Raw genomic sequence first — 17068 nt, 5'->3', positions numbered from 1 at the left:
AATGGCAACAGCCGCCAGATGTTGGAAACGAATGACTGGCGTGGAATATAGAGAATTTCGTAGGATAGTACAGCAGTTCTACCCTACGAGCGTCAATTTAGAGGATACCCCAGAAATGGAGTAGCCCTTGACCAGAAAAAGCTTCAATCAAAATTGCAGATACAAAACCAATCATTGCAAGACGACCGTTCCAATTTTCACTCTGGGGAGTGAAGCCAAAACGCACAGCATTAGGATCTTCTGAAATAATAGACGCAGTATTCTTAAAATCTGACATGAGCATAACTCCAAAATTCAAGTGTTGTATTAGTTTCAATCGTCTGTAAAGTAATGTAACAGATGTTTAAAAAAATGCAAGGTTGAGTGAATTAGGACTTACATCGTGTCCAGTTGAAGTATTTCAGGGACTATGAGACTTAATCGTAAATTGCGTTGGGAAAGATTTGTGTGTACACCGGAGGCAAGCTGTTAGGGGAGACAAAGCGTAGCTTTGTCTCTTTAGTAGGGTTCTTAAAGTTACGCTGGATAAATCCGTAATCTTCTATTTGGTTCTTCGCCAAAACTATGCGACTTGAGGCGATAATGTTCTACTAACTCATGTTGCATTTTGCGGACTTGGGGAGAACGCGGCAATAACTCGACTGGCTGTCCTTTAGGAATCACAATTTGCTCAACGGCAAGTCTAGCTTCTTCAAGAGCATCCATCTCATCATCGCTACCATTGTGCAAAAACAATTGTAGTTCTCTATCATCGGCCATCTCGGGATCGTCAATATTTAGCAACCGCCGCAAACCACGGGTAATTTGGGGAATGGTGCTGGACTTAATCATGTGGATGGGTACATGACGAGCTTTGGCCATTTGGCGTAATTTGGCGTGGTTTTTGACGTGCGATCGCAGTGCTAAAATTGCATCAGCACTATCTATATCTTTTGTCAATACCACGGGCAAAGTTAACACACTAATCACCTGTTCTAATTGGTGACGGCTAACCCCATAAGGGTAAACGTGCAATGGCAAATCTTCACCATTGGGCCCTGGCTGTCTGGTAGCAGCATCAAAATCAATGCTCTCAGAATAATTGAAGGATTCATCTAGCAAACGGTCAAACTCACTGCGCCCAGTTACCCGCTCTACAGGCAATTGCGGCAGTGCGACCATTTGTCCAGATGAACGCCAGCCATTAGACGGTCGCGCCGGTGGGAAAGAATCCTCCACTGTTCCTAGCTGTCCACCGCGACCGTTGACGACAGCTAACTGCCTTGTAACCGCAATTTTGCCGTGATCATCAACGGTTCTCGTTTGTGGGGTAGGTTGACGCCCCCGCAACAGATTATCTACAGTGTCAGCAACACTTTCGTGTACTGTCCAGCGTTGGCGTTCCAACATTTCCACCGCAATTTCAAAGGTAGGCGGGGCTTTCCGCTCCAAAACAGTCTTTTGAGAGCCTCGCCGTCTGGCTTCATCGTCTCCCAACGTCACAGCTTGGATACCCCCAACTAAATCAGCCAGGGTGGGGTTTTTAATCAGATTTTCGATTTGATTCCCGTGAGCAGTACCTACCAGCTGTACACCCCGTTCTGCAATGGTACGAGCCGCTAAAGCTTCCAACTCCGTGCCAATTTCATCAATGACAATGACTTCTGGCATGTGGTTTTCTACTGCCTCAATCATCACCTGATGCTGTTCATTTGGATGAGCCACTTGCATCCGCCGAGCGCGACCAATGGCGGGATGGGCAACATCACCATCCCCGGCGATTTCGTTAGAGGTGTCAATAATCACCACTCGCTTATGCAGATCGTCAGCTAAAACACGGGCTATTTCCCGTAAGGCGGTAGTTTTGCCCACGCCTGGACGCCCCAGCATGAGAATCGATTTACCAGTTTCTACCAAATCGCGGATCATCCCAATGGTTCCGAATACCGCCCGACCGACACGACAGGTCAAGCCAATAATCTTACCAGTGCGGTTGCGAATAGCGCTGATCCGATGCAAAGTTTGCTCAATTCCTGCCCGATTATCTCCGCCAAAGATTCCGACTCGTTGAATGCAATCATCTATTTGTTCTTGAGTAACGGGTACTTCGCTCAAATACTCAGCTTGATTAGGAAAGCGAGCCTCTGGGCGACGACCCAAATCCAAGACCACTTCTACTAAACTATCTCGTTTGGGATGACTCTCTAGTACTTGTTGCAGGTCTTGGGGCAAAATGTCTAATAACTTTTGGAGATCGTCTGTAATCGTCATGCTTTCTATGGTGACGTTTTTAGAGATAGCGAGGACATTTGCGTGCAGGAGAACCCGCCCTGGGTATATTTCCGAACGAGCAATTAACGCTCCTGCTATGACTTGATCTGGGAAACAAGAGAATGGGCAAGTTCTACAGCTTGCCAAAGTAATACTTCATCTTCTTCTAGGCGAACAGTCGCCTTCATATTGGTGTTACTTACCTCCTTATTCTCTAACTGTTCGAGAATTGGTGACAGCAGTACACGGGCATAGCTACCGTAGGCGACACCAGAAATTTTGGATTTTGGATTTTGGATTTTAGATTGTGGATTGGCTTCTTCTAATCTAAAATCTAAAATCGGCAATCTAAAATCGTTGAGTAGTCCCATTGCCTTTAACTTAGCAACGGTATAACTATTAGTGCCGCCTGATAACTGCACATATCCCGGTAACTTAGCTGCCAAAACTTTTTGCCCTAATTTCACCGCGGCTATTGTGGTGCCATCGCCAATATCACCACTCATCGGGCGACCATCAGTTTGCCAAATTAAAGCACCCTTAAGTGGGGCAATCAGGTCATACAGCGCTCTCAAGTAGTCAATCATCCCTTCGCCATCGGGACAGCTGATAGCTAGTAACTTTAGTCTATCGGCCCACGGTGAAATTGCTTGCCATAATCGCTCAAATTCTGCCAACCGCCCGACTTTTGTATGGATTTCTACGGCATCTACTCCCGTTGACATTACCAATGGCGCGATCGCTCCCGGCGTTGTCACGTATGAAGCTGTATAAATTATACTATAAGGGCAAACTGGTATGCAACGACCGCAGCCATAACACTTTTCGGATACTACTCCTGAAAAGTCTTCTTTGATACTGTCAAACACAATCGCTTGTGCCGGACAAATCCGTTCACAGGGTCTAGGGCAGTCTGTAGGACACTCATGAGGATTAAATTCTGCTTTGCGGAAATGGGGATCTTCTCCATCGTTTAGGCTGACCATCAAAAAGGGTAAATTGCCTTTGTAGTCAAAGCCTCGCTTTTGGGCATCCCTAGCCAGAGATTTAGCTACAAGTAGCCCTGATTGCGCTGCTGCAATTACTGCTGGATCAGCTGCAACATCTATGCAGTCAGCGCCCGCCAAAGTATAGGCTAACGTTAAACTTCTGACTGCCGGCAAATGCTGGAAGCTGGCTCCGCAGATCAGCTTGAACCAGTCACCTTGTTTGAGAGATTGTAAAGGTACGAACAGATCAGTCACTATTCTATTATGCGTTTATGCGACTAAAAATAGTAGTCTGCGATCAAGAAAAAGTCCGAATTTGCTGATTTAGGGTTTATTGAATTGGGCATGGGGCATGGGGCATGGGGACAAGAGGAAAGACTTGTTGCAAGTTCTCACTCAAGTCACCTTGTCTCCTCTGCCCCACTACCGCAGCTGTCTTAGGGGGCCGACAACATGACAACTGTATTTTTTGTAGAAGACTCTGTTGAAGATAGAGCTTTGTATCGACGCTTTCTAGAGTGGGACGATCGCTACACTTATGATATTTACGAATTTGAGGCTGGAAATAAGGTGCTACAAGCTTGTCAAGGGAAAATACCAGATGTGATTTTGTTGGACTATCGATTACCAGATTTAGACGGGCTGGAATTTCTCACTAAGCTACAGAGGCAAACTTCTAACAGCCAAATTTCAGTCATTATGCTGACTGGACAGGGAGACGAAACGATCACAGTCCAAGCTATCAAGAGTGGGGCGCAAGATTATCTAGTCAAGGGAAAACTGACTTCTGATAATTTACGTCGAGCGGTTCATGGGGCGATCAAGCAGATGCAGCTAAAACAACAACAGGAACAACAAAAGTTAGTAGGAGCGATCGCTGTTAATATTCGCCAATCGTTGAAGCTTCAAAATATCCTTGCCACGAGTGTTCAAGAAGTTCGCCAGTTACTGGGTGCCGAGCGGGTACTGCTGTATCAATTTACGCCTCAAATGCGGGGCAACATCGTAGCGGAGTCGGTATTACCCCAATGGACACCAATCTTAGGACTGGAGATTGAAGATACCTGTTTTCAGGAAAATCAGGAGGGAGAATAAAATTTGGGCAGCGACAAACATCTACGAAGCAGGTTTAAGTGACTGCCATATTCAACTTTTGGAACAGTTTCAGGTGAAGGCGAATTTAGTTGTCCCGATTTTGTTAGAGAGCAAGGGGACTCAAGCAGTTGAACTTTGGGGACTATTTATCGCACATCAATGTTCTGCCCCGCGACAAGGTTAAGAAGTTAGTAAAATATCTCTAAGGCACGATTGAAGTTACCAGTTCTCAGGGCTGGACAACGTTTACAGTTCAGCTGCCTTTAAGTCTGTGATGGCATTTGTCATTTGTCATTAGGCGTTGGTTATTAATTCTTCTCCTCCTGCCTCCCTCACTCACCGAAAGAGTTCAAACTACGTCAAAATCTAAATAAACGCGATCGCATCTTACCGACAATGCAGATTACCCAAAGTCTCCATACAGCGATTCTTGTGACTGACTTAGAACGCTCTGAACATTTTTATGGCAAAGTACTGGGATTATCCAAAATAGATCGTTCCCTAAACTACCCTGGTGCATGGTATCAAGTCGGCGACTATCAAATTCACTTGATAGTTGCAACCACTGTCCCCACGGAAAACCCAAACGAAAAATGGGGACGTAATCCCCATGTCGCCTTCACAGTAGCTGACTTAGACGCTGCCAAACAGGAATTCCTCAATCATAATTATCCCATTCAAGCTAGCGCCTCCGGTCGCGCTGCCCTCTTCACTCAAGACCCAGATGCGAATATTATCGAGTTGAGTCAGCAGTGAGGGGGAGCAAGGGAGCAGGGGAGCAGGGGAGCAGTTGCAGTAAGTTTTTCCCCTCTGCCCCTCCGCACCTCTGCCCCTCCGCACCTCTGCCCCTCCGCACCTCTGCCCCTCTGCCCCTCTGCCTCTTGTGCCCAATGCCCAATGCCCCAGTCCCTCTTCTATTCTGGTAATTTATATTGCCCAACAATACGTTTGGCAAACTCTGGAACGTGTGCTTCTAATTTCTCTGGATGATTCCGCTTCACATATAAATAATTCCGAGTAAAGTGAGAATCAATGGAAAATCGCGCATATTCTAGACCTTTGGGGCCGATTTTTTCGATAACCACACCCATCAGTTTTGCTGCCCACATCGGGAGGGTAACGCCTTTATCGTAAGCAGGAATACTTTGTTGTACAGCTTCTTTCCGGTTGCCTTTAGACGTTACTGGTTGGGTGTCTAACTGGTCTTTTACTAAATCCAGCATTTCCTTACCAGTGTCATTTCTAACTACAATCCATTGCCAACCAAAGGGTGCGCCCATGTAGCCAACAACTAAGTCAGCTAGGGAGTTGACATAATCAAAGCAACTCATACAGGATGGGGCAAAGACATCTTTGAGTTGGTTGGTCTTCAAGCCAAAAAAAGGCACTGTTTCTGATGAGCCATCTTCATGTTTGAAATGAACCCGGAAGTCTTGCATGAATTCGTAATGCACAACTGTATCAGGCGATCGGCTGGTGGTTTCTAAGAATTTTTGCAGTCCGGCGCGGTTAACGTTATCTACGCAGGGCGTACCCAAAACATACAGCTTTTCTAAACCAAGTTGTTTTTCTACGGCTCGTAATGCCTGGATTTGGCAACCAACACCAATTACCAACAGCCGCTTCATCCCCGATTTTTCCACCTGTTCTAATACGGAAAGGTTCGGAGAAAGTGTTGGTTTATTTACCCGCGCTGCTAGTATTTCTTCTGGAGTACGGGCGATGACGGGCATGGGTTGAAAGCGGTCTTCTTTGGTGTTTTGCACGCAGACGACACCTTCAACTAAGCCGCGATTAAGCATTTCAATGGCAATGCTGCTAACAATACCCGTCCATTGTGCGCCTTCGATCGCCTGCTGTTTCTTCGCCGCTATCATGTCTTGATGAACACCAAAGTAGAGTTCATCGGGGTTTTCGAGATGGCGCGATCGCGTGTGTGTTTCTTCTTCAAGTTCGCCTATTTGCTGATTAATAAAAGCGCAAGCTTCCTTGACATAGTGAATATAGTATGTATCGCATAGTCCGCACTCGCTACAGAGTTCTTTCGCAGGGCGGCGGCTGGTAGGTTTTAAGGCTCTGGCTTTTTTGTGAGGAGAAACTGAGGTCATATAAACTTTTTGTTTTATCCAGGAATCGCTTTTATTACAATACCTTCACTGGCTATGAACTTGACGATAGAGGATGAACAAGACATTGTAATATTTTGAAACGCAGAGGGACGCAAAGTAATGCAGAGTTTTGCCTAATTTATTTCGCTAAGAATTAATTAAATATTGTACTGAGACTTTGATGAGGAACTATAGAAATACAATCGCACTCAGCGATGAGTAGGATAAATAGAATTTGATTTTTGATACACAGATAAAAGCAGACATTCCCAAACTAGCCGTGGTTGAGCGTAATAAAGCAAGTGTTTTCGAGATTGTTCTAGCTGGTTAATGATACTAGGTTGATGCCACTGCTGCCAGTAGAATTGCTGAAGATAATCAACTAACCACAATTGTGCTTCTGTATCTAAATCCTTATCAATTTTTTTGGCTAACTCCAAGGCGTTACGGTAAGATTTAGGCGCTTTTTTCAAATCTTCAAGTAACTCAGGGGGAATAGCTTGTAATTGCTCATAAGATGCGATCGCACTTCCAGCACTACCAGCTGCTATACTCAATACTGCCTGATTTGACAAAATTTCCTGATGACCTGTTTGTGTAAGTACAACAGCCAAAGACTGTGCATCTAGACGATAAAAAGGAATGCGTTGACAGCGTGATACCAAAGTCGGCAACACAGATTCAGGTGTCGGTGCAATTAAAATTAATGTCGCCTGTCCCGGTTCTTCCAAGGTTTTAAGTAAAGCATTTGCTGCGGCTTCTGCCATTGTTTGAGCTTCTTCCAGCACTATCACATTTCTTGGCGCTTCCAAGGGCGGACGACCTAAAAACTCGGTAATTTCCCGAATTTGCTCTAGTCGAATTACAGGAGGAGCTTTACGCTTGAGTCCTTTTTCGGCTGCTTCTGCTGCTGTTAATCGTTGTCCCTGGTATTGGTACGTTGGTTGCACCCACAATAAAGCTGGATGGTTCCCCTGACGCAAACGATTTTGTAAAGACGCAGTAACTCCCATCCCACTAGAAAATAGCAATTCCACAAAACACCTGGCTGCTAAACTCCTGCCTACACCATCTGGCCCCACAAATAAATAGGCTGGAGGAACCCGCTTTTGTCTGACAGCCTGAGTAAGTAATTCTATAGCTTGCTGTTGTCCTATAACTGGTGCAAATGGGTCATTAGTCATTAATTAGATGTTGTAGAACTGCTGACAGTTGACATACTCACCGTCCTAAAGAACGGTGATTCTTGACGCTTCATTGACTGATGCTACCGAAATAGTCTTACTCTGTCTCTGCGTCCGTTTAGAGTCGTGGCAATGCCCTATCCCAACACTTCGGCTTGGCTCAGTGCAAGCTTTGTTTATATTTTTTGCAGCGTTTTCGTCTCGGTCGTGTTCAGCGCCACAATTCAAGCATTTAACCGAGCGGACTTTCAAATCGAGCTTACCTCATTTATAGCCACACTCGGAACAAACCTGACTTGTCGGCTCCCATCTACTAATAACGTGGAAAACTCTACCAAACTTGTGTGATTTAGCTTCACATAACGTCCTAAATTCTCTCCATCCCTGGAGACTAATTACTCTAGCAAGTTTGCGGTTCTTGACCATGCCTGACACGTTTAAATCTTCCAAAATGATAGTTTGGTTTTCACTAACGACTTTGGTAGATATTTTTTGCAAGAAGTCTTTACGAGTATCCGCAATTTTGTTATGCAGTTTTGCTATTTGAATCCGGGTTCTATCCTTGCGCTTCAAGTCTTTGGGTTGACGTGCTAGTTTCTTTTGAAGCTGGCGAATTTTCCTATCTAGTTTTGAATAATCTGGACTTTCTGCTTTTTCACCGCTACTCATCACAGCAAAAGTTTTAATCCCTAAATCAATACCAATGCTTTGGTTTTTAGCAGACGCTCGAAGACTCGCTAACGCTTCGCTATCAATATTAACAGGCTCAACTTCTACTACAAAACTTACAAAATAGCGATTAGCACAATCCTTGATTACCGTGACTGAACTAGGCGCAGACGGTAATTCTCTAGTCCAAATTGGGCTGATGTTGCCAATTTTGGCTAGATAAATCTTATTCCCTTTGATAGAAAATCCACCAATTCTGAACCGTGCCGTCTGTTGATTAGTTTTCTTTTTGAACTTAGGACTACCTAACTTTTTACCTTTCCGCTTACCTTTAAGCGAATCAAAAAAGTTTTTGTAGGCAACACCTAAATCTGCAACCGACTGTTGCAACGGGATATTAGAAACCTCGGACAACCATGAACGCTCAACAGTTTTCTTGGCTTGGGTAATTACTAACTTTTGTAAGTCGTTATTGCTTGGCAATTTATCAGACTGTTTACAGATAGCAAGGGCATCATTCCACACTACTCGAACACAACCAAACAATGATCGCAAACTCTGTTGTTGTTGGTCTGTCGGGTAGAAACGGAATTGATACCTAGCTTTCACTATTTTTCCTCTAAATCTGTTACTATTGTATATCAATATGATATTTAATACAATGAATAAAAGTGTATTTTTTCGATTAGCTGAAGAAGAATTAGCACATCTTGAAGAGTACTGCCAGATGGCTGGGAGAACAAAGTCTGATGTACTTAGAGATTTGATTAGAAAATTGAAAATCAATAAAAAGCCGTCCTTTATGACGGGGCTTGTATCCCATTATTTTCGGTCAACATAATTCGTAATTCGTAATGACGCTCGCAGACTCGCTAACGCTACGCTAACGTAATTCGTAATTATGAAGTTAAACTACGAATTAGTAATTATTTGAGTAGGATTCTTACTTTTTTACTCAGCACTGTTTGGGTAAATTAGCGATCGCTTATCAAAATCTTACCTTTAGGGACTTCCAGTTAAAAAAACATCCCATCCCTGCGGGACGCTCCGCGAACGTAGGGGCACGGTATGCCGCATTGGTGTCAACTTCAGGTAAAACTCCTTTAAAACCTCGTTTCCAGCCTCTTGCTGGAAATGCTGTTCCTGGCGGCTCTGCCGCCAGCAAGGGAGGCGGCAGCCCCAATAAGGGGCATTCCCAGTCGGAGACTGGGAACGAGACAATATCTAAAAGCTTGTTCTAGGCTGGCTTTCACGTTAAGTTGACACCAATGGGTATGCCGTGCCCCTACTACAAATTTGCGATATTGATTTTTTGCAAGTCCCTTAAACCTTAGACGTGAGAAATCTAGATATCTCTGCATGTGCCAACACAGCACCAGGTTCGCGCTGGAGAGCGTTGTAATACTTTCTCTCGAAGGTATTGCCCGTCTCTAACGGTACAATGAGTGTACGGACATCAGCAATCAATTTTTGGAAATCGTCCAGCAATATCGGTTCATCTGCTTGGAGCATTTCATCAACTTGCACAACCATCTCAGAAATGCGATGTAGCCAAGCAAATTGTTCATGAGCGATGACTAGCTGAAGAAGTTCTCCACTTGATACTCGTCCACTAATCTGTTCGTAGGCAATGCGTTCTGTCTCCAGCAACATCTTGTGCAGGTAGAGTAATTTGTTTCGTAAATCACGCAGATATTGATGCTGACGTATTCTTTGTGTAAGTGTGTTAGAAGTCAATGTTACTTATCCTTTCGTTACAATAGTCTTCAATGGCTTAAATAATTTCTAAGCATTGAGAATTGGGCATTGCAAAGAGGCAGAGGGGCGGGGTGCGGGGGGCGGAGGGGAAAACTCTGCTCCCCTGCTCCCTGCTCCCTTGCTTCTTCCCTACTCAGCACTGGCTCAACCCTAGCTATCCGCTAACAGCACTCCTGAAGGGACTTGGTAACTCTTCCCCATGCCCTTGTGAATGGAGTTTTTTATGTATTTGGTTTCCTTGCTAAGAAGCATTATAATGAACATATCTTTTTATAACCGTTATATCTTATATTTGATTAATCATATAATAGCATAAAATTATAAGAAGTACATAGTGTAGAACTGAGCGAGAAAATATCAATTATGGGAAAACCATCTTCATGTCGCTAGCAAATGTAATTTTAGGTCTTCTTCAGCAGCAAGAAATGACGGGCTACGACCTCAAAACGAGCTGCTTCGATCAATGCATTGCCCATTTATGGCCAGCAGATCAGGCACAAATTTACAGAACTCTCGATAAGCTAGTTGAGCAAGGCTGGATTACCTGTAACATTGAGATTCAACACGATCGCCCCAACCGCAAAGTCTACAGTGTAACTGAGCCAGGGAAAGCCGAATTCGTCCGATGGCTGGGGATTCATCAGCCCTTACCGATTATAAGAGAACCTTTGCTCGTCCAGTTGCATTTTGCAGATCAGTTGTCGAATGAAAGCATTATTCACCTACTGGAGCAACAATTAGCGGCTCGAAGCAAAAAGCTGGCTGAATGTGAAACCATCGATTTGCCATCACTCGGTGATGAATCTGCCAACCGCAAGCAGGTGATGCAAAGGCTGGTGCTGGAGTTGGTAATCCGAAGAGAAGAGACTTATATTGATTGGTTGAAGACAGCAATCGATGTTATCAGTCGCCAAGAGGCATATCCATTTACCAAGAAAGAATTCAGGAGTCAGGAGCCAGAATTCAGAATTGAATTTTGAACGAAAGAGCAGATGAATCGTGGATTATTTGTAGGTTTAGTAACTTTAGATTTGATTTACCTTGCTGACTCTGCCCCTAAGAATAATCAGAAGATTGTTGCTACTGACTATACTGTAGCCGCAGGGGGCCCAGCAACAAACGCAGCTGTAACTTTCAATTATTTAGGAAATCAGGCTACAGTCTTAGGTGTAGTGGGTTCTCATCCAATGACGCAGCTAATTCGAGGTGACTTGGCAAATTACAAAGTTGCGATCGCAGACCTTGAGCCTACCACTGATTTAGTACCGCCTGTATCTTCGATTATTGTCACTCAAGCCACAGGTGAACGCGCTGTGGTTTCGATCAATGCTGTCAAAACTCAAGCTAGCAGCGCATCTATCCCGCCAGATATTTTGCAGAATGTCGATATAGTACTCATTGATGGACATCAGATGGCGGTTGGTCATTCCATCGTTCAAATGGCTAAAGCCAATAATATCCCAGTAGCGATCGATGGTGGTAGTTGGAAGCCTGGATTTGAGCAAATTCTACCGTTTGTGGATTATGCTATCTGTTCAGCTAATTTTTATCCCCCCAACTGCCAGACTGGAGAAGACGTATTTAGGTATCTCAGTGAATTTCACATTCCTCACATCGCCATTACCCACGGACAAGAACCAATTGAATACTTGAGTGGCACTAAAACTGGTATCGTAGATGTGCCGCAGATTCAAGCGGTTGATACGTTAGGGGCTGGAGATATTTTCCACGGTGCTTTCTGTCATTACATTTTAAGGGAAAGCTTTACTGATGCACTGTCACTGGCAGCTAATATTGCTGCTGATTCCTGTAAATTTTTTGGTACTCGACGCTGGATGAATTTAAAATAATTCGTAATTCGTAATTCGTAATTAGTTAAACTAAGTATCGCTCTGCCTCCCGAATCACGTTATACATATTTTTAATTCAGGCCAAATTAATGAAAGATTTACAAGAAATATTAGCGATCGCTCGTGAGGTAGGTTGGGGCGCAGCAGATATACTGCGATCGTATTACCACGGTACTGCAAAAGACCCTAACTTAGAAGTCCAATATAAGCAGAATGAGCCTGTCACTGTTGCCGATGTAGCTGTGAGTCAATACATTTTGCAGAGGCTACAAGCAACTTTAGGTAACGAAGATTTTGCTTACATCAGCGAAGAAACTTATCAATCGCCAAGTAGTGCTAGACAGCCTTCTGTCCCTTGGGTATGGATAATTGACCCTTTGGATGGTACACGAGACTTTATCGAAAAAACTGGCGACTATGCAGTTCACATTGCTTTAGTCAAGGAAACACGCCCAGTGTTGGCAGTGGTGGCAGTACCAGAGGCTCAAAAGTTATATTATGCTACCAAAGGCGGGGGTACATTTGTAGAAACCTGTAACGGATCTGTTCCTTTAAAAGTGTCGTCAGGCAAACGAGTTGAAGATTTAACCTTAGTCGTTAGTCGCTCTCACCGGAACCAACGCTTAGATCGCTTACTACACAATTTACCTTGTCAAAACCAGAAATCTGTGGGTAGTGTCGGCTGCAAAATCGCCACCATTGTCGAGCAACAGGCAGATATCTACATTTCTCTTTCCGGCAAGTCTGCGCCCAAAGACTGGGATATAGCTGCTCCAGAATTGATTTTAACAGAAGCTGGTGGTAAATTTACCCACTTCGACGGCACTCCGTTGCAGTATAACACTGGTGATATCAATCAATGGGGAGGTTTGCTAGCTAGTAATGGGGAATATCACGAAGTACTATGTCAGAAAGCAGAAAGTATCCTAGCGCAGTTTAACCATAGCTAATCGGGTACTGGATGATGAATATTTTTTAATTTGCTTTAATTTGCTTTTAAGACAGTCGATCGTGGTATGATTAATCGCGTTACCAACAATAATCTTTGCCCTTAGTCCACAGCTTAGTTTTAAAAACACTAAATATCTGGGCGATCGCTAGTTAACTCCGATTTCCTGTTAAAAGTGTAATTTTTATAGTACAAGCAAAAAAAGCCCGTTGTTGGGAGGTCTGCAAGCCTGCCCCAAAGGTTTTATTTGTGAATAAAATTCACTATAAGACGATATTCAAAGGCTGAAGGCTGTGCTACACTCATGGACATAAAGATTATTTTCGGTTGAGTAACTCGTTTTGATTTCTAAAAACCTTCTCTCCGAATTTAACTCTCTACACTCCCTGAATTCGGAGATTTCTATGTCAATTTACGTCGGAAACCTGTCCTATCAGGTTACAGAAGATGACCTAAAGCAGGCTTTTGCAGAATACGGAACAGTAAATCGTGTTCAACTACCCACAGATCGGGAAACAGGCCGGCCGCGTGGGTTCGCTTTTGTGGAAATGGAATCAGACACACAAGAACAAGCTGCCATTGATGCACTTGATGGTGCTGAATGGATGGGACGTGATTTGAAAGTGAACAAAGCTAAACCTCGTGAGGAAAGAAGTAACTCCTCTCGCGGTAGCTGGGGTGGCGGTAATAATGCCCGCCGCAACAATAATCGCTACTAAGTCGATTCCTGAAAATTTCACATTTAGAGTCTCCAGCAGATAAAGCCAAAGGCTCCATTCTGCTGGAATATTTTATTTGGTATCTAGTCTTAAACTATTCATCCACATTAAGGAGGAATGAGAATGACACAAGTAGTTTTAGGGGAGAATGAAGGTATTGAATCAGCCTTGAGAAGATTTAAACGGGAAGTTTCTAAAGCAGGAATTTTCCAAGATATGAGAAAAAAGCGTCACTTTGAAACACCCATAGAAAAAGAGAAGCGTAAAGCAATTGCTAGGCACAAACAACGTCGTCAACAACGTTCTCGCTTCAATTAAAAGTCCAAGCAAATTTGCCCTTCGATTTGACATCTAGCCAGCATCTCTTCATTGTTGCCATACCTCCGGCAAGCAAGCCACAAGTAATTAGGCATACATCAATCAATAAACAACACTGTTGGTAGTAGCGCTGTATTGGCTTTCGGCGCTACTAATCATACATGTTTTCAATTGCCTGAAGTATGAACGTACAGCTAGCTATGCGCCCCTAACTTGTACCTGATTCCACAAAGAAGCGCTATAGTTATATTTACGGAACTTGCAGCAATATAAATGTATTCTTTTTCTGTATCCATAAAGTATTGTAGATATCGTTAGTCTGCAATCCCTGGCTCTGAATTTTGAAAAAAAATGTTACGACTTTATCATTTATTACTAGGCTCTATTTTGCTGGTGTCAATACCGGTGGGAGCGAAATTTGTTCTACCCCAATTTTCTCCACCCAAAGTAGTAAAAACTCCTACCGTTGCCAAACTTCCCAACTCTAATCAGGGAAATATCTGGCAGAAAATTCTGGGAAATGCTGCTGCTCCAACTAACTGGCAAGTTGCTCCCTGTGAAGGAAATGCACCCCTATTGTGTGTCTCCTCCAAAGGAAAACGTTTGGGTACAGTTGAGATTAACATTTACCCACTAGCAAACAATGAGGATTTCCGAAAGAAACTCTTAGCAGCTGGTATTCCAACTGCTTCCCTAGTAGACTACCAAAGTTCCAAATACCAAACCCAGTTATTACCAGTACTTAAGACTTGGGTTGCAGACTACTATGCTGCGTTTGCGAAAGATCGTCAGGGTAAATATGGAAAACAGATTATTTTCTCAGCCTACCCACCGCAACCAGTACCGATTGGTAAGCTTCAAGGAATCCGCTATGGGTTCGTCGGACTTAAGCAACAAGGTGGAGTACAAGAGCAACATATTGGTCATGTTGCTTTTGATGGCACTAAACTTTACGTAATTACTACTGCATTTGACACAGGTACGCAAACAGGTAAGTTTGATCAACTAGAAAACCTGGCTATTTTTCAACCTTACTTGTATGCGATCGCAGCAGATTTGCATTTACCCCAATAGGGATTGGAGATTGGGAAATCTTCCCAGTCCCCACTCTCCATCAACCTAAATCTCAGCCACCGCTCGTTCAATCAAGCGATGTGCTAAAGTTTGTGTGCCAGTGTGCTCATAATAATTTGTTGCTACATCCAGGAATGCTGCGAGGTAGTCCAACTTGTCATCAGCAATATCGGTAAAACTTTGCAAGTTGTGGACAACCTTTTGCGGGGTTAAATTATTGGCGCTAACTAGCCCACTCATCCAACCTTTAACAGAGTCAAAGCTTTCGCCGATAAAGTTGAGTTTACTGCCAGAATTGTTCCCTGGAATCACATCTTTGATGTTTTGGAAAGTCGAGTTTTTTTCTAACTCCTGTGGATTTGTTTGATTAAGCCCAGATATCGCTTTGCTGATGAAGTCTGGCCCCAGAGGTATCAAACCATCAACGCAAACTAATGCCACCATGCGGATCAGTGACTCACCACTATACTCACCTAAAGAGGCGACAAAATCCCCAATACTGTCTCCCGGAATGCCGTTAATTTGACAGAAGGCTACCAACTCAGCCACTAATTTTAATGTCAAATCAATAGTTTGGGCTTTATCTGGTTTAGGAGTGACAGAGTTTAAAAAACCCAACAGAGGAATTTTTTCGCCGACTTTGTTAGCTAAAGCTGCTGCACCAAGCGCTTTATCTGTAGCATCAACGGTTTGATATAACCACAAGGCTGTTTGGTATCCTTGGGATTTATCATTGAATAGATAAATCGCTCTTTCGCCAATTTGCTGAATTAAATCTTCGTCGTCTTCGCCAGTGACAGTCTTAATAGTGTTGACAAAGCCGACGGTATTTTGCCACTCTCCAGGAGCAACAAAATCGAGGGACTTCAACATAGAAACAGTCAAGCCGCCAGTTGGCAATTGATCAACCAACTCAACAATTGATTTGCTCACAAAAATCTCCTTATTTAGGTTTTATAATCTGAATGTTAGTAATGCAAATCATTTCAGTTTAGCCAAACCATTAAGATTAAACTTCTCTAGCCAATCTTCGCGATCGCTAGCTGTAAATGATGAATCACGAGAAAGTGCTTTTACTTGGTACTTACCTACCAAAATTGCAGTTTGCGTTTTACCAACTTCTATTGCGGGATAACCGCCAATTTTTTTAGTGCTTTTTGAGAACTTTGCTGCTGCACTGGGTGTGCTAGTGGTATCAGAAATAGACAGCACCGCTATATCTTTACCGCCTTTTTTCAACTTCGCTTCCGCAAAGCCTTTTTTCTCTTGGGTATAGACGCGTTGGTAGCCATCACTAGCTTTTGGGAAAAATTTATTAAATTCGCTACCCTGAGTTGCGGTTTTAGCTACCGATTGACCGCTTTTTTGTTGAGTGCTTTCTTTTTGTACCTGGTCAAAACGTCCAGGTGTTTTTGGACTACAGGCTGTTGTCAGTAGTAACACCGACAGCAACAAAGCGGCTACTACCCTACGCCCACGGTGTAAAATCATTCTTGGCTTCTCCTTGATACTTGAGCTTTGAGGCAACTATCTGCGCTGCTAGCAATTATTACCCGTTCTGAACCGTTATTAACTGTAAAATTTACTTTTTGATAATTATTTCCTAAGTTCTCAACCATAACGGTCATTTTTGCACTTCAAAAAAGTGTGCAGTGCCATACTTAATATCATGTCCGGTTAAAGATTTATCATTAAGACCGCAGAGGGGCAGAGGGGATGGGTTTTTGGGCTTTCTGCATAGAGAAAGGGAATTATAACTAATTAGCCGGACATGATATAACACTCTTTAATTACTCTCACCAGAGAATAAAACCAAACTTCTTACGGCACAAGACTTTTGACCAAAAAATCATGATTAATAGCATTGTGTTAGAAAATAAAGGCTTCAACTCTCTTCCTATATGAGGTTTAAAAGTTAGCTTCGATTTTTAGTTAGTGAGAGTGATGGAAGAGCGATAACGTAGCAATTAACCCAATGCAAAAACGCCCCCCCTTTCGGGAGAGCGTCTTCTGTTTATAGATAAGCGTGAAGAGCGTATCTCAGATTATGATTAACCGTTGATAGCAGGAGCGGTAAGAGCTACAGGAGCAGAATCACCAGCAGC

The 17068-nt window shown here is 43.4% G+C and carries 20 protein-coding genes; 10 read left to right on the top strand and 10 right to left on the bottom strand.

What is annotated here, in order from left to right; translation table 11 throughout:
* Nucleotides 1-97 precede the first annotated feature (97 nt).
* From HWQ40_RS16550 to ldpA, 3 genes are all read right to left on the bottom strand, one after another.
* On the bottom strand, nt 98-277 hold the full coding sequence (locus HWQ40_RS16550) for a chlorophyll a/b-binding protein (protein WP_292779631.1): 180 nt from the start codon (nt 275-277) through the stop codon (nt 98-100).
* A gap of 239 nt (nt 278-516) precedes the next feature.
* On the bottom strand, nt 517-2250 hold the full coding sequence (locus HWQ40_RS16545) for a R3H domain-containing nucleic acid-binding protein (RefSeq protein ID WP_292779771.1): 1734 nt from the start codon (nt 2248-2250) through the stop codon (nt 517-519).
* A 95-nt stretch (nt 2251-2345) separates the two neighbouring features.
* Entirely contained in the window at nt 2346-3494 is a 1149-nt protein-coding gene (gene ldpA / locus HWQ40_RS16540; protein ID WP_292779630.1) for a circadian clock protein LdpA, read from the bottom strand.
* A gap of 198 nt (nt 3495-3692) precedes the next feature.
* Here ldpA and HWQ40_RS16535 point away from each other — a divergent pair, with 198 nt between their 5' ends.
* The 3 genes from HWQ40_RS16535 to HWQ40_RS16530 all read left to right on the top strand — a co-directional run bounded on the left by HWQ40_RS16535 (nt 3693) and on the right by HWQ40_RS16530 (nt 5090).
* Nucleotides 3693-4334: a response regulator gene (locus HWQ40_RS16535; protein ID WP_292779629.1), complete on the top strand. Its 642-nt coding sequence runs from the start codon at nt 3693-3695 to the stop codon at nt 4332-4334.
* Nucleotides 4294-4518 carry a GAF domain-containing protein gene (locus HWQ40_RS35650; RefSeq protein ID WP_366933999.1) on the top strand — a complete coding sequence of 75 codons (225 nt, stop codon included), beginning with the start codon at nt 4294-4296 and terminating at the stop codon, nt 4516-4518. The genes HWQ40_RS16535 and HWQ40_RS35650 overlap by 41 nt, the downstream gene beginning before the upstream one ends.
* A gap of 212 nt (nt 4519-4730) precedes the next feature.
* Nucleotides 4731-5090, top strand: coding sequence for a VOC family protein (locus HWQ40_RS16530; RefSeq protein WP_292779628.1), 360 nt, complete (start codon nt 4731-4733; stop codon nt 5088-5090).
* Nucleotides 5091-5248: 158 nt separating this feature from the next.
* Here HWQ40_RS16530 and HWQ40_RS16525 read toward each other — a convergent pair whose 3' ends face one another.
* From HWQ40_RS16525 to HWQ40_RS16510, 4 genes are all read right to left on the bottom strand, one after another.
* On the bottom strand, nt 5249-6442 hold the full coding sequence (locus tag HWQ40_RS16525) for a Coenzyme F420 hydrogenase/dehydrogenase, beta subunit C-terminal domain (protein ID WP_292779627.1): 1194 nt from the start codon (nt 6440-6442) through the stop codon (nt 5249-5251).
* A gap of 209 nt (nt 6443-6651) precedes the next feature.
* A complete protein-coding gene (locus HWQ40_RS16520; RefSeq protein ID WP_292779625.1) occupies nt 6652-7626 on the bottom strand; it encodes a DNA polymerase III subunit delta' in 975 nt (324 codons plus the stop codon).
* Nucleotides 7627-7671: 45 nt separating this feature from the next.
* On the bottom strand, nt 7672-7878 hold the full coding sequence (locus HWQ40_RS16515) for a zinc ribbon domain-containing protein (RefSeq protein ID WP_292779623.1): 207 nt from the start codon (nt 7876-7878) through the stop codon (nt 7672-7674).
* A 12-nt stretch (nt 7879-7890) separates the two neighbouring features.
* A complete protein-coding gene (locus HWQ40_RS16510; protein WP_292779622.1) occupies nt 7891-8904 on the bottom strand; it encodes a transposase in 1014 nt (337 codons plus the stop codon).
* Between the two features lie 37 nt (nt 8905-8941).
* Here HWQ40_RS16510 and HWQ40_RS16505 point away from each other — a divergent pair, with 37 nt between their 5' ends.
* Entirely contained in the window at nt 8942-9136 is a 195-nt protein-coding gene (locus HWQ40_RS16505) for a ribbon-helix-helix protein, CopG family (RefSeq protein ID WP_334985475.1), read from the top strand.
* Between the two features lie 482 nt (nt 9137-9618).
* Here HWQ40_RS16505 and HWQ40_RS16500 read toward each other — a convergent pair whose 3' ends face one another.
* Complete coding sequence (locus HWQ40_RS16500) at nt 9619-10032, bottom strand: hypothetical protein (protein ID WP_292745367.1); 414 nt, start codon at nt 10030-10032, stop codon at nt 9619-9621.
* Between the two features lie 401 nt (nt 10033-10433).
* Here HWQ40_RS16500 and HWQ40_RS16495 point away from each other — a divergent pair, with 401 nt between their 5' ends.
* The 6 genes from HWQ40_RS16495 (at nt 10434) to HWQ40_RS16470 (ending at nt 14963) form a co-directional block, all read left to right on the top strand.
* Nucleotides 10434-11033, top strand: a complete 600-nt coding sequence (locus HWQ40_RS16495) for a PadR family transcriptional regulator (protein ID WP_292779620.1) — start codon at nt 10434-10436, stop codon at nt 11031-11033.
* 12 nt (nt 11034-11045) lie between these two features.
* Nucleotides 11046-11903 carry a sugar kinase gene (locus tag HWQ40_RS16490; protein ID WP_292779619.1) on the top strand — a complete coding sequence of 286 codons (858 nt, stop codon included), beginning with the start codon at nt 11046-11048 and terminating at the stop codon, nt 11901-11903.
* A gap of 89 nt (nt 11904-11992) precedes the next feature.
* The gene (locus tag HWQ40_RS16485) at nt 11993-12853 is read left to right on the top strand and encodes a 3'(2'),5'-bisphosphate nucleotidase CysQ (RefSeq protein ID WP_292779618.1); all 861 of its coding nucleotides are present in this window, start codon (nt 11993-11995) and stop codon (nt 12851-12853) included.
* Between the two features lie 403 nt (nt 12854-13256).
* Nucleotides 13257-13571 (top strand): RNA-binding protein, encoded by a 315-nt coding sequence (locus HWQ40_RS16480; RefSeq protein WP_292779617.1) that lies wholly within the window; start codon nt 13257-13259, stop codon nt 13569-13571.
* 123 nt (nt 13572-13694) lie between these two features.
* Nucleotides 13695-13889: a 30S ribosomal protein S21 gene (gene rpsU / locus HWQ40_RS16475; protein ID WP_069073011.1), complete on the top strand. Its 195-nt coding sequence runs from the start codon at nt 13695-13697 to the stop codon at nt 13887-13889.
* 351 nt (nt 13890-14240) lie between these two features.
* The gene (locus HWQ40_RS16470) at nt 14241-14963 is read left to right on the top strand and encodes a hypothetical protein (protein WP_292779616.1); all 723 of its coding nucleotides are present in this window, start codon (nt 14241-14243) and stop codon (nt 14961-14963) included.
* 45 nt (nt 14964-15008) lie between these two features.
* On the opposite strand, the gene HWQ40_RS16465 is transcribed toward HWQ40_RS16470, so the two are convergent.
* Together HWQ40_RS16465 and HWQ40_RS16460 are read right to left on the bottom strand one after the other, a co-directional pair.
* Nucleotides 15009-15896, bottom strand: coding sequence for a hypothetical protein (locus tag HWQ40_RS16465; RefSeq protein ID WP_292779614.1), 888 nt, complete (start codon nt 15894-15896; stop codon nt 15009-15011).
* 48 nt (nt 15897-15944) lie between these two features.
* The gene (locus HWQ40_RS16460) at nt 15945-16454 is read right to left on the bottom strand and encodes a hypothetical protein (protein ID WP_292779611.1); all 510 of its coding nucleotides are present in this window, start codon (nt 16452-16454) and stop codon (nt 15945-15947) included.
* Nucleotides 16455-17068: the final 614 nt, after the last annotated feature.

This window comes from Nostoc sp. NMS9 (genome assembly GCF_017114995.1).
Taxonomy (GTDB): Bacteria; Cyanobacteriota; Cyanobacteriia; order Cyanobacteriales; family Nostocaceae; genus Nostoc.
The sequence above is the reverse complement of the archived record's forward strand: the minus strand, read 5'-3'. Positions and strand labels throughout refer to the sequence as shown.